A 24177-nucleotide genomic window follows, 5' to 3' on the forward strand; every position below is an offset into this window, starting at 1 on the left:
GCCGTATGACCCAAGAACGCGTGTTTCCGAACTCGGAGCGGGTGAACGTGAGCGAAGGACACGAAAGGCGGCGAGCGACGCCGACCGGCAACCGGAGGAACCGCGCCCTGCGCGCCCTCGCCCTCCTCGGCACCCTCCTCGCCGCCCTCCTCCTCGCGTCGGCCGCCCCCGCCTCCGCGCACGCCGCCCTGCGCGGCAGCGACCCCGCCGACGGCGCCGTGCTCAAGTCGTCGCCGGGATCCGTCACCCTGACCTTCACCGAGTCCGTCGGCCTGCTCGACGACTCGTTCCGGGTGTACGACCCCACCAACCACCGGGTGGACACCGGCGAGGCCGAACACGGCCCGGCCGGCTCGGACACCGCCCGGATCACCTTCCCGAAGAAGCTGGGCACCGGCACCTTCACCGTGGCCTGGCGGGTCGTCTCGGCGGACAGCCACCCCGTCTCCGGCGCCCTCACCTTCTCCGTGGGCAAGCCGTCGGCGACCACGGCGGCCGTCTCCGCCGGCCCCGTCGAGAACCCGGTCACCGGCAGCCTCTACAACATCGGCCGCTACGTCGCGTACCTCGCCGCGGCCCTGCTCATAGGCGCCGTCGCCTTCCTGGCCGTCTGCCGCCCGCCGGACCCCGCCCCCCTCCGCACCCCGGTCCGCACGGCGTGGTGGACGCTGCTCGCCGCCACCCTCTTCCTCTACGTCCTGCGCGCCCCCTACGAGGAGGGCACCTCCCCGGCGACCGCCTTCGACCTCTCCGCCCTCGCCGGGTCCGCGACCGGCCGCCCCGGCCTGGCCCTGCTGGCCAGGGTGGCCCTGCTGGCGCTCACCGCGGCCCTCTACCTCCTGCTCCGCAAGCGCGTGAGCCGCGAACGTCCGTCCCGCCCGCTGCTCGCCACGGCCGCGGCGCTCTCCGTCGCCCTGGCCCTGACCTGGGCGGCGGCGGAACACGCCTCGGCCGGCATCCAGGTCCCGCTGGCGATGACGTCGTCGGTGCTGCACCTGCTGTCGATGGCGCTCTGGATGGGCGGCCTGATGGCCCTCCTCATCACCCTCCAGCGCTCCGCGACGCCGCTGCCCGCCGCCGTCGTCACCCGCTTCTCCCGGGTGGCCTTCGCCTCGGTGACGGTCCTCGTCGTCACCGGCGTCTACCAGTCCTGGCGCGGCCTCGGCTCCTGGCAGGCCCTCACGGACACCTCGTACGGCAGGCTCCTCCTCCTCAAGCTCGCCGCGGTGACCCTGCTGCTGGCGGCCGCCTCGCAGTCCCGCCGCTGGACGGCGAAACTGGCGCCGGCCCCGGCCGTGACGGCCCCTGACCGCGTCCCGCTGCCGGTCGGCGGCCCGGCGGACCCGCCGGCCCCATCGGACCCAACGGCCTCCTCGACCCCGTCGATCCCGTCGACCCCGTCGGCCGCGGAGCAGGACGCACCGCCCCTCGACGAGCCTTCCGCCACCCCCGCCGGCCGCCACCAGGCCGCCCTGCGCCGTTCGGTCCTCGCCGAAGTGGCCGTCGGCGTCGCCGTGCTGGGCATCACCACGATCCTCACCGGCACCCTGCCCGGCCGGGCCGCGGCCGAGGCGGCCGGGTCGGCAACGGCGTCGGGCCCGGCCGGCATCCCCGCGGCCTCCGTCGCCCTGGTCCCCTTCGACGTCGGCACCCCGAACGGCCACGGCAAGGTGCAGATCACCCTGGACCCGGGCCGGGTCGGCGCGAACTCCGTACAGGCGGTCGTCTTCGGCCCCGACGGCGGTATCTCCACGGTCCCCGAACTCCGCCTCTCCTTCACCCTCGCCGCCCAGAAGATCGGCCCGCTTCCCGCCGACGTGACCGACCGCGGCGGCTACTGGGCCGCCGACTCCGTCAACCTCCCCATCGCGGGCGAGTGGACGATGGCGGTGACGGTACGGGTGTCCGACCTGGACCAGGTGACGGTGACGAAGAAGATCCGGATCGCCGCGTAGCCGACCCCGCCGCGGACGCTCAGGCGCTCAGGCGCTCAGGCGCCCACGGTCCCGTCGACGCCCTCGCGCAGGAAGTCGGCGTGCCCGTTGTGGCGGCCGTACTCCAGCAGCACGTGCAGCATCACCATCCGCAGCGACACCTCCTCCTCCCACCTGGGCTGGTACCCCACCCGGTCCAGGGAGCCGGAGGCGCGCTCGATGCGGCGCGAGACCGCCACCTCGGCCTCCCAGGCGGCGAAGGCCTCCGCCCTGGTCGACCCGCTCGCGTCGTACGCCGCCTGGAAGTCGATCTCGTCGGACCACACCATGGGCGCGTCCTTGTCCTCGAACACCCGGCGGAACCAGGCGCGTTCCACTTCCGCCATGTGCCGCACCAGACCGAGCAGCGACAACGTGGACGGCGGCATGGACCGCCGCCGCAGCTCCTCGTCGGTGAGCCCCTCGCACTTCATGGCGAGGGTCGCCCGGTGGTAGTCGAGAAAAGCCCGCAGCATGTCGCGTTCACTGCCGAAGCTGGGCGGTCCTGTGCGGTCGTCGCTGGTCACCGGTCGTACTCCCCATCCGTTCGCCGTTCGCCGTTCGCCGTTCGCCGTGCGGCGTCCGCGCGGCAGCAACATCCAATCCGCCGCACTCGCCTGCGCACAACGCGGCGAGTGGGGCGGGATCGGTGCGGTGCACGCCGAGGGCGTCCGGTACTCGGCGGGGCCGGTCATCCGAGCGTGGCGGCGGCCTTCTTGATCAGGTCGGCGACGACGTCCGGCCGCGACACGTAGATCGCGTGGCTGCCGGGTGTCTCGGCGACGGTGGCGCCGATGCGCTGCGCCATCGAGGCCTGCGCGGCGGGCGGGATCATCCGGTCCTCGGTGACGTGCAGGTACCAGCTGGGCTTCGCGTGCCAGGCGGCCCTCGTCACGGTGCCGCCGAGCGCGTCCAGCCCCCAGGGCACCTGCGAGTCGGCCATGAACGCCGCCTCCTGCGCGGAGACGTCGGCGGCGAACGCGTCGGGGAACGCGGCGCGGTCGAGGAAGAGGTAGCCGTTGACCGGCGGCAGGATGGGCGGCTGCGGCCCGTCCGCCGGGAACGTGCCCAGGAGCGTGTTGACCGACTCGCCCTGGTCCGGCGCGAACGCCGTGACATAGACGAGGGCCGCGACCTTGTCGTGGTTGCCCGCCTCGGTGATCACCGCACCGCCGTACGAGTGGCCGACGAGCACGACCGGGCCGTCGGCGGCGTCGAGGACGTCGCGGGTGACGGCGACGTCGTCGGCGAGCGACTTCGTCGGGTTCTGCACGATCTGCACGTCGAGGCCGTCGGCGGTCAGCGCGTCGTAGACCCCGCGCCATCCGGCGCCGTCGACAAAGCCGCCGTGCACCAGAACGATGGTTGCACTCATGACGTTTCCTTCCAGGTCTGCTGTGGACGACTGCGAACCTACGGACGTGAGGGACGCGGCGAATCCGTCAGATGACGGTGTTCGGCGGTCCGGCGGTCCGGACCCGGTTCCCGCTCCGGGCCTGCTCAGGGCCTCTCCGGTGTCGGCGCTGCAGAGTCCCGGCGTGCCGGGGTGGGGGTCGAACAGGCGACTGGTGGGGCGTGCGCGCGAGTTGGGCGTCCTGCGGGACTTCGTCGACTCCGTGGCGGCGGCCGGCGGCTCGCTGCTCGTCGTCGGCGAGGCCGGCGTGGGCAAGACCTCGCTCCTCGACGCCGCGGCCGCGCACGCCGCGCGGCTCGACACCCGCGTCCTGCACGTGTCCGGCGTCGAGTTCGAGGCCGAGGTGAGCTTCGCCGGACTCCACCAGCTGGTCGCCCCGCTCGCCGCCGAAACTGGAGAGCAGATGCCGGGACCCGCGGGGGATACGAGATTCGAACTCCTGAAGGCCGGCCGGGGGCGATTGGCGGAATCCTGATTCCTTGTCAAGCGACGGCAGTTGCGTGATCATGTCAGAATGAGGATTCTCATCTTGGGCGGCTCGGTATTCCTGGGCCAAGCCTTTGCGCAGGAAGCAATCGACCGCGGCCATAACTTAACCGTCTTCAACCGGGGAAAGTCCGGGCCGGACATCGAGGGGGCGGAGAACCTTCACGGCGACCGGGAGAATTCCGCCGATCTGGAGGCCCTGACCGCCGCGGGCCCCTGGGACGCGGTCGTCGACACCAGTGGTTTCCATCCCCGTACCGTCGGGCAATCGGCCGGCGCACTCAGCGCGCACGCGGAAACGTACCTGTTCGTATCCTCCTTCCACGTCTACTCGGACTGGCCCGCCGGGCCCGTCAGCGAGGATTCGGCGCGTCATGCCTGTCCCCCGGACGCGGCCGTGGACGATGTGCCGGGCAATGCGCTGAAGGCAGGGTGCGAGCGGGCCGTCGAGAAGTACTTCGAGGGTGATGTCCTCATCCTCAACCCCGGGCTGATCGTGGGCCCGCGTGAGACTCCCGGACGGCTGCTCTGGTGGCTGGAGCGCATGGCGCGCGGCGGTGAGGTCCTCGCGCCGGGGCGCAGTGACCAGACGGTCCAGTTCATCGACGCCCGGGACATCGCGGCGTTCGCCCTGGACCTGCTGGAGGCGGGCGCCGGCGGGCGCTACCTGGTCACCGGCCCCCGGGACACCACGACCCTCGGGGAACTGCTGGAGCTGTGCGCCCGGGTGACCGGGGCCGGGGCCGAACCGGTATGGGTCGACGAGGAGTTGCTCGCGCAGCACGAGGTGGGAGCCTGGACCGAGCTGCCGTTCTGGGCGACGGAGCAGCCGGCCATGGCGGGCGCCTGGGCCGCCTCCCCCGCCAGGGCGGTCGACGCCGGACTGCGCTGCCGACCGCTCGGCGAGACGGTCGCGGACACCTGGGAGTGGCTGCGCGAGCGCGGTCCGTCCGGGACGCCCTACCGGCAGGGCGACATCGTGCTCGGGATCGACCCGGAGAAGGAACGCGGAGTGCTGCGCGCGTGGCGGGCGAAGGCGGGCACCCGATGACCGGTCGGGAGCAGGAGGCGCCGCGCGGACTGCACGACTGGTTCGCCGCGTCGGCACGCGAGCACGGCGACCTCGTCGCCCTGGAGGCCGGCGGCGAGCGGCTGACCTACCGGGAACTGGACGCCCTGGCAGCGGCCCTGGCCGCGGAGATCCGCACCCTGTGCGGCGGCCGCGCCCCGCGCCGGGTGGGCCTGACGACCGCGCCGCACGTGCTGACGTACGCGGCGGTTCTGGCGGTGCTGCGCCTGGGCGCGGCCGTGGTCCCGCTCAACACGTCCTTCCCTCCGGCCCGGCTGGCCACCATCGCGCGGACCGCCGGCCTGGAACTGCACCTGACCGACCGCGCTCCGGTTCCCGAGGGCCCGGAGCTGCCGGACCTGCTCCTGTCCGAGGACCTGCAGGACCGGCTGCGCGAGGGCAGCAACGCGGCCCGGGATCCGTTGTCCCCGGCCGAGGTGTCCCCGGCCGAGGTGTCCCCGGCCGAGGTGCTGCCGGGCGACATCGCCTACGTGCTGTTCACCTCGGGCTCCACCGGTACCCCCAAGGGCGTGCCGCTCGCGCACCGCAGCATGGACGCCTTCCTGCGGTACGTCATCGACCGCTACGCGCTCGGGCCCGGCTGCCGGATGGCCCAGAACAGCGGCCTGGCCTTCGACGCGTCCGTACTCGAGATGTTCGGTGCCTGGGGCTCGGGCGCCACGCTGGTCGTACCGCCACGGGCCGAACTCCCCAAGCCCGCGCGGTTCGTGTCCCGCGAGGGGATCACGCACTGGTTCTCGGTGCCGTCCGTGATCACGATGGCCGACCTGACCGGGGGACTCGCCCCCGGTTCGATGCCGTCGCTGCGCTGGACCCTCTTCGGCGGCGAGCAGCTCACGGTGCAGCAGGCGAGAGCCTGGCGGACCGCGGCACCGCACAGCGTCATCGAGAACGTGTACGGGCCGACCGAGCTGACCATCCTCTCCTCGCAGTACCGGCTGCCGGAGCGGACGGAGGACTGGCCGGACACGGCCAACGGCACCCTTCCCATCGGCGAGGTCTACCCGCACCTCGACCACCAGGTGGTGAACGAGGATGGCCGGCCCTCCGACGAGGGCGAGCTGTGGCTGCGCGGCGTCCAGCGGTTCGCCGGCTACCTCGACGAGAAGGACAACCGGGGGCGGTTCCTGGACGCCTCGGGGCGCCCGGTGGCGACCGCCGGAGGGTATGTGCCGGACGACAAGCACTGGTACCGCACCGGTGACCTGGTCCAGGTGCTGGAGGGCGGGACCCTGGTGCACCTGGGACGGCTCGACCAGCAGGTCAAGATCATGGGTCAGCGGGTGGAGATCGGCGAGACCGAGGCGGTGCTGCGGGAACAGGACGGCATCGGCCAGGTGGCGGTGGTGGCCCTGCGCGACGAGGACGGGCAGACCCGGCTGGAGGCCGCGTACACCGGTACGGCCCGGCCGGCCGCGGATCTCCGGCAGGCGCTCTCGGCCCGCCTGCCGCGCTACATGGTGCCGCACAGGTTCACGCACCGGGCCGAACTGCCGCTGAACCACAACGGGAAGCTGGACCGCCGGGTGCTGGCGGAGCAGCTGGCCGCGCTCCGGAACTGAACCGGCGGCACGGGGAAAGGGCCGATGGGGAACCGGTCGGGAACCCCATCGGCCCTTTCGGGTCTCGCGGACCGTCAGCCGCGGGCGGCCAGCAGCGTGCCGAGCGTCTTCCAGAGCAGCGGCCAGTCCTCGGTGAAGTACATGTGGCTGCCCGGCACGTCCACCACCCGCGCTCCGCAGGAGGTGTGCTCCGCCCAGCGGGCCGCGTCCTCGTGGCGCACCAGGTCGTCCTGGGCGCCGCGCAGGACGCTCACCGGCATCGTCAACGGGGGGCCGGGAGCCGGTACGTAGGCGTCCTGGACCGCCAGGTCGGCACGGAGCGCGGGCAGCAGCAGTTCCCGCAGTTCCGGCTCGTGCCATGCCTCGTGGTCGTATCCGACCAGGTCGCGCAGCCGGGCGACGAACGCGTCGTCGTCCAGCAGGGCGCCGTCCATCCTGGGACGGCCGACGCCGGGTGCCGCGGCCCCGCTGACCAGGACGTGTTCCGGCAGCGGTGCTCCGTCGGAGGCGAGCAGCCGGACCGTCTCGTAGGCCAGCAGCGCGCCGAAGCTGTGCCCGAAGACGGCGTACGGACCGGTCCCGGCCGCTTCGCGGATCTGGTCGGCGCAGACCCGCGCGGCGTCCGCCATGGTGGTGCAGGGCTCCTGGACGAACCACTCGTCCCGCCCGGGAAGCTGCACCGGGACGACGCGGAACGGCAGGTCGGGCTGGTTCTGCCAGGGTCGGAAGACCCCCGCCCCGCCTCCGGCGTAGGGCAGGCACATCAGGGAGAGCGTCATCGTGGACTCCAGGGGCGCGCGGAGAGGGGGACGGAGGTCACCGGCGGGCCCAGCGGCCGAGGGCCCGGGCGCGGCGCGCACCGCGCTGCGTTCCGGCCGGCACGTCGGCCGGGGCCGGGAGCCGGACCGCACCGGCGGGGGCCGGGGCCTCGTCCGGGCCGGTGCCGTCGAGGGTCTCCAGGAACCCGGCCAGCCCGCGGGCGGTCGTGTGCCGGAACAGGTCGGCCGCGTGCAGCCCGGGATGGCGTGCCCGCAGCAGGGTCAGCACCCGCAGGATGCCGGAGGACGTGCCGCCGAGTTCGAAGAAGGTGGCCCCGGTGTCGGTGACCGGCTCGCCCAGGACGCGCTCCCACACCTCGACGACCGCGCCCGCGGCCGTCCCCGGCAGCGACGGCGCCGGGGACTCCGCGGCCTCGGCACTCGCGGCGGCCCAGTCGGCGAGCACCCGCCGGTCCAGCTTGCCGTTGGGGGAGCGGGGCAGGTCGGCCACCCCGAGCCAGGCGGTGGGCAGCATGGCCCCGGTGAGCCAGTCGGCCGCGCCGCGCCGCAGTTCCGCCGCGACGGCGGCCGGCAGCGGGCGGGGCCCGGGACCCGCCGCGGGGTCGTCCTCCCGTACCAGGAAGGCGACGACGCCGGTGCGGTCCGGCAGCGGTGCGACGGCGGCGTCCCGGATGCCGGGACGCCGGCGCAGCGTGGTCTCGATCTCCCCGGCCTCGATGCGCTGGCCGAGGACCTTCACCTGGTCGTCCGCCCGGTGCAGGAACCTGAGCCCGGCGCCGGGGGTGAAGGACACCACGTCGCCGCTGCGGTAGCCGGTGGTGCCGGCGGACCCGGGCAGCGCGGGGAAGCGCTCGGCGGTCAGGCCCGGCCGCTGCCAGTAGCCGTTGCCCACGCCGGTGCCGGAGATCAGCAGGTCGCCGGGGCAGCCCGGCGGCAGATCGCGGCCGTGCGCGTCCACGACGTGGCAGCGCACGCCGGGCAGCGGCAGGCCGATGTGCACCGGAGCGCCCGGGGTGACCCGCCACAGCGTGGTGTACACCGTGGCCTCGGTCGGTCCGTACCCGTTCAGGACCGGACCCGGGACGAGACCCGCGAGGTCGTCGGCGAGGTCGGCGGCGAGCGGCTCGCCGCCGACCAGGAGAGCGCCGAGCCGGCCGAGGAAGGCGCGGCCCTCCCGGGAGGCGGTGTGCAGCCGGGCGGCGGACGGGGTGCACTGGTAGAACGCGCCGGCGGGGTCCGGTACGTCCTGGAGCACCGTGCGGTGGCTGGTCAGGTGCAGGGTGCGGCCGCCGGTCAGGGGCCAGACCAGCTCGATGAGACTGATGTCGAAGGACGCGCTGGTGCCCGCCAGGACGACCGCGGGGCCCCCGGCGAACTCGGCGTCGAAGGCCGCGAACAGGGCGCACAGGTTGTCGTGCCGGATGACGGCACCCTTGGGACGGCCCGTCGAACCAGAGGTGTACATGACATACGCGGGGGCGTCGGCGGCGACTTCCGGCCAGGCCGCCGGCGCCGGTGCGGCGGAGTCCGGGGCCAGCGTCGGCAGGTCCGGCAGCAGGGGGGCCCGGGCGATCAGCGCGGCGGGCCCGGCGTCCCGCAGGACGTAGCGAAGCCGGTCGGCCGGGTGGTCGGGGTCGAGCGGTACGTACGCGGCCCCCGCCCACCAGGTGGCCAGCACGGCGGTGACCAGCTCCGGTGACCGGTCCAGGTGGATCGCGACCCGGTCGCCCGGTCCCACGCCCGCCGCGAGCAGGGCTGCCGCCAGGTCCCGGGCGCGGCGGGTCACGGTGGCGTAGTCCAGCTCGACGCCGCCGGCGCGGACGGCCGCGGCTGCCGGGGCCAGATCCGCCCGGCGCTGGACGACGCGGTGCACCGGCTCGGCGGCCACGCCGATCGGGGTGCCGGAGAGCGCCGCGAGTTCGGCGCGCTCGGCCGCGCCGAGGAGGTCGCACGTGGCCAGCGGCCGGGCGTCCGGCGCGGCCAGCGCGCCCAGGGCGGTGACGAGGTGGGCGAGGAAGCGCTCCGCGGTGGCTGCGTCGAGGGCCGCGCGGGGATGGGCCACGACCAGGTGCTCCCCGCCGTCGGGGGCGTGCAGCAGAGTGACGCTCAGGTCGTACTCGACCTGGTCGGACCCGGGCGGGTCCATCCGCCAGCGCAGGCCCGACGCGTCGACCGTCTCGGTGAACAGCTCGCCCTGCGTGCACATCAGCTGGGTGAAGGGCTTGCGGTCGGGGTGCCGGGGCGCGCCGGTCACGGCCAGGATCTCCTCCAGCGGCAGTTCCGCGTGCTCGACCGCGTCGAGGAGGGCTTCCAGGGTCCGGTCGAGCAGGCTCTCGGTGGTGGCACCGGCCAGGTCGACACGGACCGGGATGGTGTTCTGCAGACAGCCCACGGCCGAGATGCCCTGGGTGTCCCGCTCGGCTCCGCTCACCGTGGCGACCACCATGTCGTCGGTGCCGCCGTACCACCCCGCGACCCAGGCCAGCGCGCTCATCACCTGGGTGAAGGGGCTCGCGCCGGTCTCCGCCGCGCGTCGGCGCATCCGGTCCACGAGTACCTCGGGCAACCGCGTGGTGACCGATGCGCGGGCCCGGTCCGCGCCGGGCGTGAGCTGCGGAAGGGAGCAGTCCTCCGGTGCCTGGTCGAGCGTGGTGGCCCAGAACTTGCGTAAGGCGTCCTGCCGTTCGGCGGACGGGACACCCTGCGGCGCCCCGGCGTCGGCGAGGCTGTCCGGGCCCGACTCGTGCGCGGTGGTCAGCGAGGCCAGCAGGGCCGGGGCGGAACCGTCGTCGAAGACGCCGTGGTGCACCGAGAAGAGCAGGTGGGCACGGTCGGCGCGGTGCAGCACGGCGATACGGCACAGCGGTGCGCCGGCATGGTCGAACGGCGCGGCGAGCGCGGTCAGACGGCGTTCGAGGACCTCGCGCGCCGCTTCCTCGTCCGCAGGCAGGGTGTGCACGCCGACCGGCACCTCGGACACCGGGTGGAGGCGTTGGACCAGACCCTCGGGCTCCATGTGCAGGGAGACGCGCAGGGCCGGCTGCGCGCGCAGGACGGCACTCACCGTCGCGAGCAGCCGGTCGATGTCGACCGCTCCGGAAACGGTCAGGCGATGCACGATGGCGGGCCGGGTCTGCTGCATGTCGAGTACGAAGAAGCGGAGCTGCCCGGGAGTCGCAGGATTCTGCATTCGACGTCCTTATTCGGTCGACAGCAAGAATTTTCGGATCGTAAGTGGGTTTACGGGAAGTCGTCAAGATCCATCTACATGTAATTTGCAAATGGAATGGCGTATACCGCATATGTGCTTCACGGATCGGCTTCATGAGAATGTAAAAAACGCGGGCGAACCCTGCGGGAATGTTCAAGTTTTGCCCCTTTCGCCCTCGTTACCCTTTCGGGCCGCCGAAAACACCTGCGCAAATTCGGACGGTGGCTGGTTCTCACCGTTCTGTTTCTCGACTTTTCCGGTTGACAATTCAGTTCCGGGATGGCGAGGATCTTTCGAGTTCTCGCGGCCCTGGGGGCGCAGTCACCGTCGAGAGTCCTTGGTCGGTGCCGTTCCGTGTCGGGAGAAGCGCTATTCGAGGACGTAACGGGAGGGTCTGTGATGCGGGTGTCCGCGGAAGAGCTCGCCGCACTCTGGAAAGAAATGCTCGGCGATGAAGCCGATCTGAACACCGGGTTTATAGCCAATGGCGGGGACTCGCTGAAGGCGGTGCTGTTAGCCGACCGGATATTCAAGGCGACCGGGCAGGAGCTCGACTACCTGGAAATCCTGGAAGCCCCGGACGCGGCCGCCCTCTTCGACGCCGTCCTCGCCGGCGGCCGTGACTAGCGGGGCGGCGGTGCTGCCCCTCACCCCGGGACAGTGCGACCTGTACGCGGCGGACCGCAGCGCGGACGACCCGGCCACGTACAACTCCGCGCTGTTCCTGCGCGTCGACGGCACCCTCGACGAGGACGCCCTCCGCGCCAGGTTCGCCGCGCTGCTCGCCGCCCACCCGTTACTGGGCTCCCGGGTGGCGGAGGAGCAGGGCCGGCTGGTGTTCGTCCCGGCCCGCCGCCCCCCGGGGCTGTTCGTCGCCGACGCACCCGTCGACCCTGACGGGCCGCTCGCCCGGGCCCGGCTGCGCCGGGAGGCGCTGCGGCCGTTCGACCTCGACGACGGCCCCCTGCTGCGCGTCGTCCTGGCCCGCCACAGTCCTGGCACCGCGCACCTCTGCCTGACGGCCCACCACCTGATCGTCGACGAGACGTCCATGGCGGTGCTCGCCCAGTGGCTGCTCGGTGACGCGCCCGGCCCCCCGGCCGAGTCCTTCGCGCAGTGGTCCCTCGGCAGGCACGAACTGCCGCCCGAGCGGCGCGAGCGGGCCGCCGAACTCGCCCGCCGGCTCCGGCCCGGCGTGTCCGCCGCACTGGACTGGGCCCGCACCCCCGGGCCGGAGCCCGCCGGACCTGCCGGCGCGGTGCCCCTGGTGATCCGCGACGCGGTGTGGGACGCCGCGGGCGGACTGGCGGCCGGACTCGGCGTCACCCGGCACTCGCTGGTCCTCGCCGCCGCCGGCCTGGTCCTGAGCCGGAACAGCGCCGCCGCCCGCCCCGTGCTCGGCACCACCGTCTCCCGCCGCACGCCGCGCCACGCGACCGCCGTCGGCTACTTCAGTGCCACGGTGCCGGTGCCGCTGGAGACCGACGGCGACCAGAGCGTCGCCGACTACCTGCGCCGCTCGCACCGGCGGGCCATGACCGCCTACCGGGACGCCGACCTGCCCCTGTCGACGGTACTGCCGCCCGCGGACCGCGCCGGTTTCTCCCTGGTCGTCGTCCCCTGCCGCACCCTGCCCGACATCGTCACGCCCGAGCTGACGGCGACCCCGCTGCCGGACCCCGGCTTCGGCCCGGCCCAGTTCCCGCTCGCCCTCTACGTCCGGCAGGACCTCGGCGGTGAGCGGCGCGGCCTGCTGCGGCACCGGGCGACCGAGGTGGACACCGCTGCGGCCACCCGCTTCTGCCGCCAACTGGAGACCACCCTCGCTGCCATGGCCCAGGACCCGAGCACTCCCCTCGCCCGCCTGTCCACCGTCCCTGCGGCCGGACCGGCCGGACCTGTGGGACCGGCCGGACCTGTGGGACCGGCCGGACCTGTGGGACAGGCCGAACCTGTGGGACCGGCCGAACCTGTGGGACCGGCCGAACCTGTGGGACCGGCCGCACCTGTGGGACCGGCCGCACCTGTGGGACCGACCGGACCGGCCGATCCCGCCAAGTCGTCGCCCGCCGACAGCACGGCGGCCGCTGCTGACGCCAGTGCGGCTGCTGACGCCGCTGCGGCCGGTGCCGACCTCGCCTCGCTCTTCGCCGGGCAGGCTGCCCGCCTGCCCGACCACGTCGCCGTCGGCTTCGAGAAGCAGCGCCTGACCTATCGCGAGCTCGACGACCGCGCCACCGCGCTCGCCCGGTCGCTCGCCGAAGCCGGGGTGCGCGCGGGGGACCGGGTCGGCGTGTGCCTGCACCCCGGCACGGACCTGGTCGTCGCCCTGCTCGCGGTGCTCAGGGCCGGCGCCGCCTACGTGCCCCTCAACCCGGACTACCCGCGCGAACGGCTCGCCTTCGTCGCCGAGGACACCGGGCTCACCACGGCCGTGACCGACGGCGACCCGGACCTGCTGCCGCCGCACCTGACCCTGCTGCCCGCCGACGCCACGCCCGCCCGGGCCGAGACCCCGCTGCCCGGACCCGACCCGGAACGGGTGGCCTACGTCATCCACACCTCCGGCTCGACCGGCACTCCCAAGGGGGTCCTGGTACGGCACCGCAACGTCGCCGCCCTGCTGGCCGCGACGGCCGGTCCGGAAGGGTTCGGGTTCGGGGAGAAGGACGTCTGGTCGCTCTTCCACTCCTTCGCCTTCGACTTCTCCGTCTGGGAGATCTGGGGCTGCCTGCTGACCGGCGGCCGGCTGGTCGTCGTACCGCACTGGACCGCCCGCGACCCGGAAGGCTTCCACGCCCTCCTCGCCGCCGAAGGCGTCACCGTGCTCAACCAGACCCCGTCGGCGTTCGCGCAGCTCCTGGCCGCGGACGCGGTCTCGGCCGACGCCCTCTCCGTCCGTCTGCTGGTGTTCGGCGGTGAACCGCTCGACCCGCGGATGCTGCTGCCCTGGATGGACCGCTACCCGGAGCGGACCTGCCGCGTGGTCAACATGTACGGCATCACCGAGACCACCGTGCACTGCACGTGGCAGGACCTGACCCGGGCGGACGCCCTCTCCGGGACGCGCTCGGTGGGACCCGCACTGCCCGGGTGGCGGCTGTACGTGCTGGACGAGGAGGGCCGCCCGGTGGCCCCCGGAGTCCTCGGCGAGATCCACGTCGCCGGCAGCGGCGTCAGCGCCGGGTACCTCAACCGGCCCGGACTGACCGCCGAACGCTTCGTGCCCGGCAGCTCCGCCGGCCTCCCGGAAGAGGTGCTCTACCGGTCGGGCGACCGGGGCCGGCTGCTGCCGGACGGCCGGCTGGAGCACTGGGGGCGGCTCGACGACCAGGTCAAGATCCGGGGCCACCGCATCGAGCTCGGCGAGATCAGCGGAGCACTCCTGGCCCACCCCGGCGTCACCGGAGCCGCGGCCGTCGTCCGGGACGCCCACGACGCGGCCACCGCGCGGATCGACGCCTACCTGGTCGGCGCCGACGCCGCGCCGGACCTCGCGGAACTGCGCCAGTGGCTCGCCGCCAGGCTGCCCTCGCACATGCTGCCCGCGACCCTCACCCCGGTGCCGTCGCTGCCGTTGACCGTCAACGGGAAGCTCGACACGCACCGGCTGCCCGAACCGGCGCGCGGCGGCGAGAGCGCCCCGCCGCAGGAGACCACCGGCACCGGCCGGCCGCCCGCCCCCGGCGAGCCCGCGGCTGCCGGCCGACTCGCCCGGGTGTGGCAGGAGCTGCTCGGCGTCCCGGTGGGGCTCGACGACAACTTCTTCGAACTCGGCGGCAATTCACTGCTCGCGGTCCGGCTCAACACCCTGCAGCGCGCGACCGGGTTCCCGGGCTCCCAGCTCAAGCACATATTCCGCAATCCGACCCCGCGCCGCCTCGCGGCGGTCATCGGCCCGCCCTCCGGCGGGCGGGTCAACCAGGAGGAAGCGTGAGCGAGTACAGCCAGGACCACGGTCCCGGTACGGCCCCGGACACGGTCCCGGAGGACGCGGACGCCGTCATGGATGCTGTCGCGGACGCCGTCGCCGTCGTCGGCATGTCCCTGCGTGTGCCCGGCAGTACGGATCCCGGCGGCTTCTGGAGGTCGATCACCGACGGTGTCGTCTCCCTGCCGGCCGGCGCACCCGACGGCGCTCTGCGCGCGGGGCAGATCGACCGGTTCGACCGGTTCGACGCCGACCTGTTCGGCATGCTGCCCGCCCAGGCGGCGGCGACCGACCCGCAGCACCGCGTCCTCACCGAAGTGGCCTGGCAGGCACTGGAGGACGCCGGCATCGACCCCGAACGCGCCACGGGCCGCATCGGGGTGTTCGTCGGGTGCGGCAGCGAGACGTACTACCGCGAGCACGTGCTCAAGGACGAGAAGACGGTACGCGTCCTCGGCACCGAACAGCTCGCCCTCGGCAACTCCCGCGACTTCCTCGCCACCGGCCTGGCGTACCGGCTCGGCCTGACCGGCCCCGCCATCACGGTCCAGACCGCCTGCTCCACCTCCCTCGTCGCCGTCCACCAGGCGATCCGCAGCCTGCTCACCTACGAGTGCGACATCGCGATCGCGGGCGGCGCCACGGTCCACCTCGACGAGGAGCAGGGCTACGCCTTCACCGAGGGCGGCATCACCTCGCCCGACGGCCGGTGCCGCGCCTTCACCGAGGGCGCGGCCGGGACGGTGCCTTCCAGCGGCGCCGGGATCGTGGTGCTGCGCCGCGCCTCCGACCTGCCCGGAACCGGTGAGAGCCCCCGCGCCCACCTGCTGGGCAGCGCCGTCAACAACGACGGCGCCGCCCGCATGAGCCTCACCGCGCCCAGCCCGCAGGGCCAGGCCGACGTCCTGCGCGAGGCCCTGGCCGTCGCGGGGCTGGAACCCGCCGACGTCGGCTACGTCGAGACGCACGGCACCGGCACGGCCCTGGGCGACCAGGTCGAACTCGCCGCCCTGGCCGAGGTGTACGGCAACCGGCCCGCGGAGGCCGGCCTGGCCCTGGGCGCGGTGAAGCCGAACATCGGGCACTGCGACGCGGCGGCCGGCGTCATCGGCCTGATCAAGGCGGTCCTCGCGGTCGAGGCGGGCGTGCTGCCGCCGACCCCGTCCCAGCCCGGCGACCGCCCGGACGTGGCGCTGGGCAGCGCGTCCTTCGAACTGCCCCGTGTCTCCCGGCCCTGGCCCGCCGACCGGCCCCGGACCGCGGGCGTCAGCTCGTTCGGGCTCGGCGGCACCAACTGCCACGTACTGCTGACCGCCGCGCCCCGGCCCACCGGCCCGGCCGGGCACCCGCCGGCGACGCGGCGGGAGCCCCACCTCGCCGTGCTCTCCGCGGCCACCCCCGAAGCCCTCCGGCGCAAGGCCCGCGACCTGGCCGCGTGGCTCGACGGCGAGGGCGCCGAAGTCCCCGTGGGCGAACTCGCCGGAACCCTGTGGCACCACCGCAGAGCGCTGCCCGAGCGGTGGGCGACCGCCCTGCCCGCCGACCCCGCCGCCGCCCGCGACCACCTCGCCGCCGCACTGACCGCACTGACGGGACCGACCGCGCCGCTGACGGGATCGACCGCGCTCACCGGACCGACCGCGCTGACGGGATCGACCGCGCTGACGGGATCGACCAGGCCGCTGACGGGATCGACCGTGCTCACCGGATCGACCGCGCTGACGGGACCGGCCGCGCCGCTGACGGGATCGACCGGGCTCACCGGACCGACCGGATCGACCGGGCCGACCAAAAACGACGGCCGTCGTGCCCTGACCGCGCCGCGGCTCGCCGCCGTGCTGCCCGGCCAGGGCGTGCCGCTCGCCGGTGCGGGAGCCGGGCTCGCCGCCGCGGACGACGGCTTCGCGGCGGACCTGGCCGGACTCGCCGCCGAGGTCGGCCGGGCCGGCGGCCCCGACCTCTCCGACGCCCGGAACTGGCCGGCCGACGACCCCCGCCTGCTCGACACCGCCGTGGTCCAGCCGCTGCTGCTGGTCCTCGGCCTCGCGGGCCTGCGCCACGCCGAACGGCACGGCCTCGTCCCCGGGCTGCTGCTCGGACACAGCGTCGGAGAACTGACCGCGGCCGCGCACGCGGGTGTCTTCTCCGTGCCCGACGCGGTGGCCGCCGTCGTGCGGCGCGGAAGGCTGATGGCCTCGGCGGCGCCCGGGGCGATGACCGCCGTGCGCACCGGCGAGGAGACCGCGGTACGGCTCGCGGACGGCCTGGAGGTCGACGTCTGCGTGCTCAACGGGCCGGACAACACCGTCTGCGGCGGCCCCGAGGAGGCGCTGGCCGCCTTCGAGGAACGCTGCGCCGAGGCGGGTGTCAAGGCCACGCGCCTGGCGGTCACCCGCGCCGGACACTCGCGCGCGATGGCCGGTGCGGCCAGGGAGTTCGAGGAGTTCGTCGCCACCCTGACGCTCTCGGCACCCGCCGTGCCCATCGTCTCCGGGGTCACCGGCGCACTGCTCACCGACGCCCAGGCGGTCGACCCGGCCTACTGGGGAAGCCAGTTGAGCAGCCCGGTCCGCTTCGCGGACGCGGTCACCGCACTGCTCGAAGCGGCCCCGGACAGCGTCCTCGGCCTGCACCGGTCGCACGCGGCCACCGCGGAGATCCGCCGGGCGGCCCTCGCCGCACGGCGCGACCTCCACGTCGTCGACGCGGCGGACCGGGCCGGCGGCGACGAGACCGCCGCCTGGTACGGCGCCCTGGCGGCGCTGTGGACCTCGGGTCACACCCCGACCGGACCCGCACGGCCCGCCCGCGTCGTGGCGGTGCCGGCCTACCCCTTCGCCGACCAGCGGCACTGGGTGGCGGCCCCGGAGCCCGGGTCCCACGAAGCCCGCCTCCCGGCCGGCCCGCCCGTGCCGGACCCGGTCCCCGCGGCCGGCGAGGCCGCCCCCGTCACCGCGGCCACCGAGGAGCGGGCCGAGGAGCGGGCCGTGGAGCCGACCGCGGAGACGGCCGAGGAGACGGCCGAGGAGACGGCCGCGGAGGCGTCGACGGCCGAAGCCGTCCGGACCCTCTGGCAGGACACCTTCGGCATCGCCGGACTGCGGCCCGAGGACAACTTCTTCGACCTCGGCGGCACGTCCCTGCACGCCGCCCACCTGGTCAGCGTCGTCAACGACGCCCTCCTGGTGGAGATCCGGCTCCAGGACCTGTACGAGAACTCCTCCCTCGCCGGGTTCATCGCCCGGACCGAGGAACTCGCCGCCGAACGCGACGACGACGCCCTGCTGCGGCTGCTGGAGGAGATCGAGAACGAGGAGGGGCAGGCCGGCCATGAGTGATCTCTCCGCGCGTCTCGACGCGCTGACCCCGGAACAGCGACGCCAGCTGAGTGCGGGCCTGCGCGCCCAGCGCGCCGAACGGCAGCGGGGCCCGGCGGAACTCTCCGGGAAGCTGCGCCGCAGCCTCTACTTCTTCGCCAGCGCCGACTCCGCCGACGCCGCCGGCTACTACGCGTTCGTCCTGGCGGCGGCGGCCGCCGCCGACGCGGCGGGCCAGCACGCCGTCTGGTTCCCGGAGCGGCACTTCGTCGAGTTCGGCGGCTTCTCGCCGAACCCGTCGGTGCTGGCCGCCGCGGTCGCCGCCCGCACCAGCACCATCCGCATCCGCGCCGGCAGCGTGGCCGCCCCGCTGCACCACGCCGCCCGGGTGGCCGAGGAGTGGGCGGTCGTGGACGGTCTCTCCGGCGGGCGGGTCGGCCTCTCCTTCGGCAGCGGCTGGCATCCGGACGACTTCGCCCTGGCCCGCGAGGACTACCAGGACCGGCGCGAGGTCACCGGCCGCACCATCGAGGACATCCGGGCCCTCTGGCGCGGCGAGACCCTGCCGTACCCGTCCACCGCGGGCACCACGACCCAGGTGCTGACCCGCCCCCGGCCCGTCCAGCCCGAGCTGCCCGTCTGGCTCACCGCCACCGGCACCCCCCAGACGTTCGTCACCGCCGCCCGGGCCGGATACGGGGTGGCGACCGCGCTCCTCGGGCAGACGATGCCCGCCCTGCGGGAGAACATCGCCCGTTACCGGCAGGCGTGGCAGGACGCCGGGCATCCCGGCGAGGGCGACGTCGTCGTCATGGCACACGCCCATGTCAGCGACCGGCCGGACCTGGAGGACTTCCTCCGCCCGGCCATGCACTCCTACCTGCGGTCCTTCCGCAGGCAGACCGGGAGCAGCGACGAACCGGTCCTGCTGGAGAGCGCCTACCTGGACTTCCTGACCGGTCCCTCGCTCCTCGGCAGCCCGGCCAAGGCCCGGGCCGTCCTGGCCGAGCTGGCCGGGGCGGGCGCCGACGAGGTGGGGTGCCTGATCGACTTCGGGCTGCCCGCGGCCGACGTCCTGGACGCCCTGCCCGCCCTCTTCCACCTCGGTGTCCCGGCCGTCGGGAGGACCGTATGAGCACCCCCGCAGACCAGCGGCTGACGGCCCGGCTCGCCCGGCTCAGCCCCGCCCAGCGGGCCGCGCTCACCAGCCGGCTCGCCGCCCGCGACGGCCTGGTGCTGGGCCCGCGGCCGGGGCCCCGGGACCGGTTCCCGCTCGGCATGGACCAGGAACGCCTCTGGATCCTCGACCAGCTCGACCCGGGGACCACCACCTACACCCTCGGCTACGGGCTCCGCGTCCGCGGGGCTTTCGACCCGGACCTCTTCCGGCGCGCCGCGGACGCCCTGGTGAGCCGCCACGAACTGCTGCGCTCCGGGGCCGAGGCGGAGGACGGCCGTCCCTTTCTGCGGGTGCACCCCGACCGGCGGGCGGACCTCGGCTTCACCGACCTGACCCGTGACGACACCACCGTGGTACCGGCCGACGGGATCGAGGCGCGCCGACAGGAGTTCATCGCCGAGCAGGTCCGCCGCCCCTTCGACCTGGCCGCCGACCCGGTGCTGCGTCTCGCGGTCGCCAAGGTGGCCGAGGACGACCACCAGATCGTCGAGACGATGCCGCACTCGTTCGTCGACCAGTGGTCGTACGTGCGCCTCAACGAGGAACTCCTGGAGCACTACCGGGCGCTGGCCGAGGGGCGTCCGCCGCGCGTGGCCGAGATGCCGGTCCAGTTCGGCGACTGGGCGCACTGGCAGCGGGAACGTTTCGCAGGCCCGCACGGCGCCCGCCACCGGGAGTTCTGGCGGACCTTCCTGGACGGCGTGCCCCAGCGCCTCGCGCTGCCCTACGACCGCAGCCCCGACACCACCGACCACCGCGGCGAGCACTGCAACTTCACGCTCGACGGCACGGTCGCCGAGGCGTTCTTCCGGCACGCGAGGGAGGCCCGCACCACCCCCGCCACCGCGATGACCGCCGTCTACGCCGCGCTGCTGTACGAGGTCACCGGCCAGCGCGACCTGATCATCGGCATCCCCACCGCCACCCGGAACGAGCCGGCGGCGGAACCGCTGATCGGGTTCCTGCTGACCAGCATCCCCCTGCGGATCACGCTGCCGGAGAACCCGGCGCCCGAGGACGTGCTCGCGGCCGTCGCGAGCGCCGCCGCGGCCGTGGCCGACCACCGGGAGGTGCCCTTCGGGGAGATCGTCGAGGCCGCCGCCCCGGACCGCTCCGCCCACCGGTACCCGCTGCTCCAGACCATGCTGGTGCAACTCGACCTGGACGACTCGAAGACCCTTGAGCTCCCGGGCGCCGAGGTGTACGCCAACGCCGTGCCCGAGGGCATCTCGACCATGGACCTGACGACGGCGTGGTGGCGGGTCGGGGCGACCGTCTACGGGCGCATCGAGTACCGCACGGCCCTGTTCGAGCACGCCACCGTCGCCGCCCTGGCCGACCGCCTGCTCCAGCTCGTCGAGCAGTTCACGCGGCACCCCGGCGAGCCGCTGCGGCGGCCCGCCCCGGCCCTGCCCGTGCCGCCCGCACCGCTGCTCGGCGGCAGCACCGCCCCCGGCGACGCCGCGGCCGGGCCGGCCGCCGCCGGGACCCTCACCCGGGTCACCACGGCCTGGTGCGACGTGCTGGGCGTCGAGTCGGCCGACCCCGAGGCGGTGTTCTTCACCAGCGGCGGGACCTCGCTGCTCGCCGTCCGGCTCGCGCACAGGCTGCGCGGCGACGGCGTCACCGTCACCCTCAAGGACGTCTTCACCCACCCCACCCCGGCCGGCCTCGCCCAGGTCCTCGCCGCCCGCCGCGACACTCCGGCGGACCGTGCGCCGGTCCCGCCGGTCGGGCCGCTCGGCCCCGAGCAGGAGATGCTCCTCAGCCGGGGCCTGTCCCGGGTGGAGGACCTGTCGCACAGCCACGTCCTGACCGCGGCCGGTCCGCTGGACCCCGAACGGCTGCGACAGGCGGCCGAGGACGTGGTGCGCGCCCATCCGGCGCTGACCACCGCCGTCCGCCCCGACGGCACCCTGGGCACCCGGCTCGTGCCCGGCGCGGACTGGCACTGGTCGGCGGAACCGGCCGGAACCGACCCGCGCCGGGTGGTGGCCGCCCAGCGGGCCCGCTTCGACCGCGGCGCCGGTCCGCTGTTCGCCGTCAGCCACCTGCCCGGCGCCCCCGGCGAGGCCGACCGGGTCGTCGTCGGCGCGAGCCACCTCGTCATCGACGGGATGTCCTGGGGCATCGTCATCGCAGACCTGGCCGCCGCCTACCGGGGCGAGCCGCCGGCCCCCGAACACGCCGGCCACGCCGAACACGCGGCCGTCGTCAGGGCGCTGGACCCGGCACCGCACGCCGGGTACTGGCGGGCGCAGTCGGGCGGCGCGGGTCCGTACCGCTGGCGTCTGGACGGGCCCAACACCTATGGCGGTGAGCGGTCGTTCGAGGTGTCGCTGCCGCTGCCCCCGGACGGGTACGGCACCCTGCAGGCGGCGGCCCTCACCGCCGTCGCCCGCGCGCTGCGCCCCTGGGCGTCCCAGGACCGGCCGTCGGTGTGGCTGATCGGCCTGGGCCGCGACCCGCTGGCCGCGCTGCCCGACTGGGACCCGGACCGGGCCGTCGGGTTCTACGCGGCCGCCCACCCCTTCCGGGTGCCTCTCACCGGCGGCCCGGCCGAGGACGACCTGCGCGCCACGGCCGCCGCGCTGCGCGGCATCCCCGACTCCGGCAAGACGTTCGGGCTGCTGGGATGCGCCGCCGACCCCGGCCTGCGCGCGGAGTTCGCGGCCCTGGAACAGCCCCGGGTCGTCGTGAACCACCTCGGTGAACTGACGGACCCGGTCGACGGTTCGGCCGGTCCCTTCATCGCCTCGGCGCAGACCGCCGCGACCGGGAACGCCGAGGTGGAGCGCGAGGTGGACGTGGACATCGCGGTCGGAGTGCGCGACGGCCAGGCCGTCCTGCGCTGGCTGTTCAACCCCGACGCGGTGGACGCCGCCGCCGTCCACGAGGCCGCCGAGGCCGCGGTCCGCGACCTGCGCGACCTGCTCGAAGGGGAGCGGCAACCGCGGCTCCCGGACGGCCTTCCGGGTGTGACCGGAGTGACCGAGGAAAGCATGGAACGTCTCTTCGCACGGCTCAGCCGGGAGCGACGGGACCGGCAGAGGGACCAGACATGACCGAGCCCGCCGCACCAGCCGCACCGCGCCGCAGCCCCCTCGTGGCCCTGCTGACGGCCCAGTACCTGTCGGCCTTCGGCAACGCCATCACGGTCGTGACGGTGCCGCTGTTCGTCCTGCACACCACCGGCTCGACCACCACCACCGGTCTCGCCGGGTTCATCGGCGCGCTGCCGCTGATCTTCGCGGGCGCCGTCGGCGGCGTCCTGGTCGACCGGTTCGGCGGGCGCAGGCTCAGCGTGCTCTCCGACTTCGCGGCCGGCATCCTGGTCCTGCTCGTCCCTCTGCTGGACGCCACCACCGGGCTGCCGATCCCGCTGCTGCTCGCCCTGCTGTTCGCCCGCACGGTCGTGGCGACCCCCGCGACCGCCGCCCGGATGGCGCTGCTCAAGCCCGTCATCGAAGGCGCCGGGGCACGGCTGGAGAGCGTGAACTCCTGGTACCAGGCGGCCCCCCGGCTCGGCCTGGTGGCCGGCGCGCCCCTGGCCGGCGTGCTGGTCGCGGCGACCGGTTCGGCCGTCGGCATGTACGTCGACGCCGCGACCTTCCTCGTCGCCGCCGTGCTCGTCGCCTTCGCGGTACCGGTCGCCGAGCCCGGGAGGCCCAAGGACGGCGCGGCGGCCGGGCCCGGCTTCTTCGGCCAGCTCCGCGAAGGCGCGGCCCTGGTCAGGACCATGCCGGTGATCGGAGCGATGACCGCCTTCGTCGTCGTCACCAACTTCCTCGACGACGCCTTCACCCCGCTCTTCCTGCCGGTGTACGCCCAGGAGGTGCTGCACAGCAGCGCGGCCATGGGCTGGTTCCTCGGCGCGGTCGGCATCGGGGCCATCGTCGGCACCTTCCTGTACGGCCCCGCCAGCCGGAACATCCTGTCCAACCGCCGCTACACCCTGTTCGGCTGCTTCGCGGTGGTCGCCGTCCTGCGCATGGCGCTCTACCTGGAACCCGGCGCCATCGGTGTGACGGTGATCTGCTTCCTGGTCGGCGTGGCCGGCGGGCCGCTCAACCCGATGCTCTCGACCATCATGCTGGAGCGGGTCCCCGAGGAGCTGCGCGGCCGGGTCTTCGGCCTCACCGGCGCCGTGGCCCTCACCTCCGCCCCGCTCGGCGTGCTGACCGCCGGATGGCTGGTGGACGTGGCCGGTCTGCGCGTCCCGATGCTCTGCTTCTCCCTCGTCTACCTCGTCCTGATCGCCGTCAGCTGGCGGTGGCCCGCGCTGCGCGCCATGGACGAGCGGCCCGGCACCGGCGTCGCCGGGGACGGGGCCGCGCCCGGCACGGACCCGGGGCCCCGGCTGGACGAGGAGGCGAGCACCCGATGACCACGGCACACCCGGCCGACGGCACCCTCGAAGGGCGCACGGCCGTGATCACGGGCGCCGCGCGCGGCGTCGGACGGTCCTGCGCGCTCGCCTTCGCCGCCCAGGGCGCGGACCTGGTCCTGCTCGACGTGGCCGCCCGGATCACCGGCGTCCCCTACCCGACGGGCTCCGAGAGCCAGCTCGCCCACACCGCCGACGCCTGCCGCCGCCTGGGTGCCGACGTGCTCACCGCCGCCGCCGACGTCCGGGACCTCGCGGCCCTGACCGAGCTGCGCGAGCGGACCCACGACCGCTTCGGCGCGCCGCACGTGCTCGTCAACAACGCGGGCGTCGTGGCGCCTTCGGGGCTGCCGGTGCACGAGACCGCGGAGGAGGACTGGCAGCTCATGGTGGACATCGACCTCGGCGGCGCCTGGCGCGCCACCAAGGTGTTCGCCCCCGCGATGGTCGAACGCCGCTCGGGTTCGATCGTCAACATCGCGTCCACCGCGGGCCTGGTGGGCTACCGCAACTTCGCCGGATACGTCGCCGCCAAGCACGGGCTGGTCGGCCTGACCAAGGCCAGTGCCCTCGACTACGCCTCGTACGGGGTACGGGTCAACGCGGTGTGCCCCGGCAACGTCCGGGACGAACCCGCCATGGACGGCCGGATGCTCTCCGAGGTGGCCCGGGCGCTGGACGTGCCGGTGGCCGAGCACGAGGAGCTGTTCACCGCCGACCAGCCGATGAACACCCTGGTCGACCCGGCCGACGTGGCCGCGGCCGCGCTCTGGCTGGCCGGCGACGGCGCCCGCCGCGTCACCGGCACCACCCTGAGCGTCGACGCCGGCTACGCGGCCCGGTGACG

The 24177-nt window shown here is 74.5% G+C and carries 15 protein-coding genes; 11 read left to right on the top strand and 4 right to left on the bottom strand.

The window, feature by feature from the left end; genetic code table 11:
• Positions 1-5 precede the first annotated feature (5 nt).
• Positions 6-1955: a copper resistance protein CopC gene (locus ACFZB3_RS45215; protein WP_391388680.1), complete on the top strand. Its 1950-nt coding sequence runs from the start codon at positions 6-8 to the stop codon at positions 1953-1955.
• Between the two features lie 35 nt (positions 1956-1990).
• Here ACFZB3_RS45215 and ACFZB3_RS45220 read toward each other — a convergent pair whose 3' ends face one another.
• Together ACFZB3_RS45220 and ACFZB3_RS45225 are read right to left on the bottom strand one after the other, a co-directional pair.
• Entirely contained in the window at positions 1991-2500 is a 510-nt protein-coding gene (locus tag ACFZB3_RS45220; RefSeq protein WP_391388683.1) for a DUF664 domain-containing protein, read from the bottom strand.
• A gap of 164 nt (positions 2501-2664) precedes the next feature.
• Positions 2665-3348: an alpha/beta fold hydrolase gene (locus ACFZB3_RS45225; RefSeq protein ID WP_391388686.1), complete on the bottom strand. Its 684-nt coding sequence runs from the start codon at positions 3346-3348 to the stop codon at positions 2665-2667.
• 193 nt (positions 3349-3541) lie between these two features.
• On the opposite strand from ACFZB3_RS45225, the gene ACFZB3_RS45230 reads away from it, so the two are divergent.
• Genes ACFZB3_RS45230 through ACFZB3_RS45240 form a run of 3 tightly spaced genes read left to right on the top strand, consistent with a single transcriptional unit; the run spans position 3542 to position 6525 of the window.
• Positions 3542-3862, top strand: coding sequence for an AAA family ATPase (locus ACFZB3_RS45230; protein WP_391388689.1), 321 nt, complete (start codon positions 3542-3544; stop codon positions 3860-3862).
• Between the two features lie 39 nt (positions 3863-3901).
• Positions 3902-4924 carry an NAD-dependent epimerase/dehydratase family protein gene (locus ACFZB3_RS45235; protein ID WP_391388691.1) on the top strand — a complete coding sequence of 341 codons (1023 nt, stop codon included), beginning with the start codon at positions 3902-3904 and terminating at the stop codon, positions 4922-4924.
• Positions 4921-6525: an amino acid adenylation domain-containing protein gene (locus ACFZB3_RS45240; RefSeq protein WP_391388694.1), complete on the top strand. Its 1605-nt coding sequence runs from the start codon at positions 4921-4923 to the stop codon at positions 6523-6525. Before ACFZB3_RS45235 ends, ACFZB3_RS45240 begins: the two co-directional genes overlap by 4 nt.
• A 74-nt stretch (positions 6526-6599) precedes the next feature.
• Here the strand turns inward: ACFZB3_RS45240 and ACFZB3_RS45245 are convergent, their stop codons facing one another.
• Complete coding sequence (locus ACFZB3_RS45245) at positions 6600-7304, bottom strand: alpha/beta fold hydrolase (RefSeq protein WP_391388697.1); 705 nt, start codon at positions 7302-7304, stop codon at positions 6600-6602.
• A 37-nt stretch (positions 7305-7341) separates the two neighbouring features.
• Positions 7342-10494, bottom strand: a complete 3153-nt coding sequence (locus ACFZB3_RS45250) for an amino acid adenylation domain-containing protein (RefSeq protein ID WP_391388700.1) — start codon at positions 10492-10494, stop codon at positions 7342-7344.
• Positions 10495-10914: 420 nt separating this feature from the next.
• On the opposite strand from ACFZB3_RS45250, the gene ACFZB3_RS45255 reads away from it, so the two are divergent.
• The 7 genes from ACFZB3_RS45255 to ACFZB3_RS45285 are packed head-to-tail and all read left to right on the top strand — an operon-like array spanning position 10915 to position 24175.
• Positions 10915-11142 carry a phosphopantetheine-binding protein gene (locus tag ACFZB3_RS45255; protein WP_391388702.1) on the top strand — a complete coding sequence of 76 codons (228 nt, stop codon included), beginning with the start codon at positions 10915-10917 and terminating at the stop codon, positions 11140-11142.
• Entirely contained in the window at positions 11135-14452 is a 3318-nt protein-coding gene (locus ACFZB3_RS45260) for an amino acid adenylation domain-containing protein (RefSeq protein ID WP_391388705.1), read from the top strand. Before ACFZB3_RS45255 ends, ACFZB3_RS45260 begins: the two co-directional genes overlap by 8 nt.
• Entirely contained in the window at positions 14449-17784 is a 3336-nt protein-coding gene (locus ACFZB3_RS45265) for a beta-ketoacyl synthase N-terminal-like domain-containing protein (protein ID WP_391388707.1), read from the top strand. Before ACFZB3_RS45260 ends, ACFZB3_RS45265 begins: the two co-directional genes overlap by 4 nt.
• Positions 17777-18898, top strand: a complete 1122-nt coding sequence (locus tag ACFZB3_RS45270) for a MupA/Atu3671 family FMN-dependent luciferase-like monooxygenase (protein WP_391388710.1) — start codon at positions 17777-17779, stop codon at positions 18896-18898. Before ACFZB3_RS45265 ends, ACFZB3_RS45270 begins: the two co-directional genes overlap by 8 nt.
• Positions 18895-22008 carry a condensation domain-containing protein gene (locus ACFZB3_RS45275; RefSeq protein WP_391388712.1) on the top strand — a complete coding sequence of 1038 codons (3114 nt, stop codon included), beginning with the start codon at positions 18895-18897 and terminating at the stop codon, positions 22006-22008. Before ACFZB3_RS45270 ends, ACFZB3_RS45275 begins: the two co-directional genes overlap by 4 nt.
• Entirely contained in the window at positions 22005-23330 is a 1326-nt protein-coding gene (locus ACFZB3_RS45280; RefSeq protein WP_391388714.1) for an MFS transporter, read from the top strand. The genes ACFZB3_RS45275 and ACFZB3_RS45280 overlap by 4 nt, the downstream gene beginning before the upstream one ends.
• Positions 23327-24175 (top strand): SDR family oxidoreductase, encoded by an 849-nt coding sequence (locus ACFZB3_RS45285; protein ID WP_391388717.1) that lies wholly within the window; start codon positions 23327-23329, stop codon positions 24173-24175. Before ACFZB3_RS45280 ends, ACFZB3_RS45285 begins: the two co-directional genes overlap by 4 nt.
• Positions 24176-24177: the final 2 nt, after the last annotated feature.

This window comes from Streptomyces sp. NPDC008092 (genome assembly GCF_042957285.1).
GTDB lineage: Bacteria > Actinomycetota > Actinomycetes > Streptomycetales > Streptomycetaceae > Streptomyces.

Coding starts and splice junctions, on each gene's coding strand:
- ACFZB3_RS45235 (WP_391388691.1), top strand. CDS start 3,902: ATGAGGATTCTCATCTTGGGCGGCTCGGTATTCCTGGGCCAAGCCTTT.
- ACFZB3_RS45270 (WP_391388710.1), top strand. CDS start 17,777: ATGAGTGATCTCTCCGCGCGTCTCGACGCGCTGACCCCGGAACAGCGA.
- ACFZB3_RS45245 (WP_391388697.1), bottom strand. CDS start 7,304: ATGACGCTCTCCCTGATGTGCCTGCCCTACGCCGGAGGCGGGGCGGGG.
- ACFZB3_RS45240 (WP_391388694.1), top strand. CDS start 4,921: ATGACCGGTCGGGAGCAGGAGGCGCCGCGCGGACTGCACGACTGGTTC.
- ACFZB3_RS45215 (WP_391388680.1), top strand. CDS start 6: ATGACCCAAGAACGCGTGTTTCCGAACTCGGAGCGGGTGAACGTGAGC.
- ACFZB3_RS45225 (WP_391388686.1), bottom strand. CDS start 3,348: ATGAGTGCAACCATCGTTCTGGTGCACGGCGGCTTTGTCGACGGCGCC.
- ACFZB3_RS45255 (WP_391388702.1), top strand. CDS start 10,915: ATGCGGGTGTCCGCGGAAGAGCTCGCCGCACTCTGGAAAGAAATGCTC.
- ACFZB3_RS45250 (WP_391388700.1), bottom strand. CDS start 10,494: ATGCAGAATCCTGCGACTCCCGGGCAGCTCCGCTTCTTCGTACTCGAC.
- ACFZB3_RS45280 (WP_391388714.1), top strand. CDS start 22,005: ATGACCGAGCCCGCCGCACCAGCCGCACCGCGCCGCAGCCCCCTCGTG.
- ACFZB3_RS45285 (WP_391388717.1), top strand. CDS start 23,327: ATGACCACGGCACACCCGGCCGACGGCACCCTCGAAGGGCGCACGGCC.
- ACFZB3_RS45275 (WP_391388712.1), top strand. CDS start 18,895: ATGAGCACCCCCGCAGACCAGCGGCTGACGGCCCGGCTCGCCCGGCTC.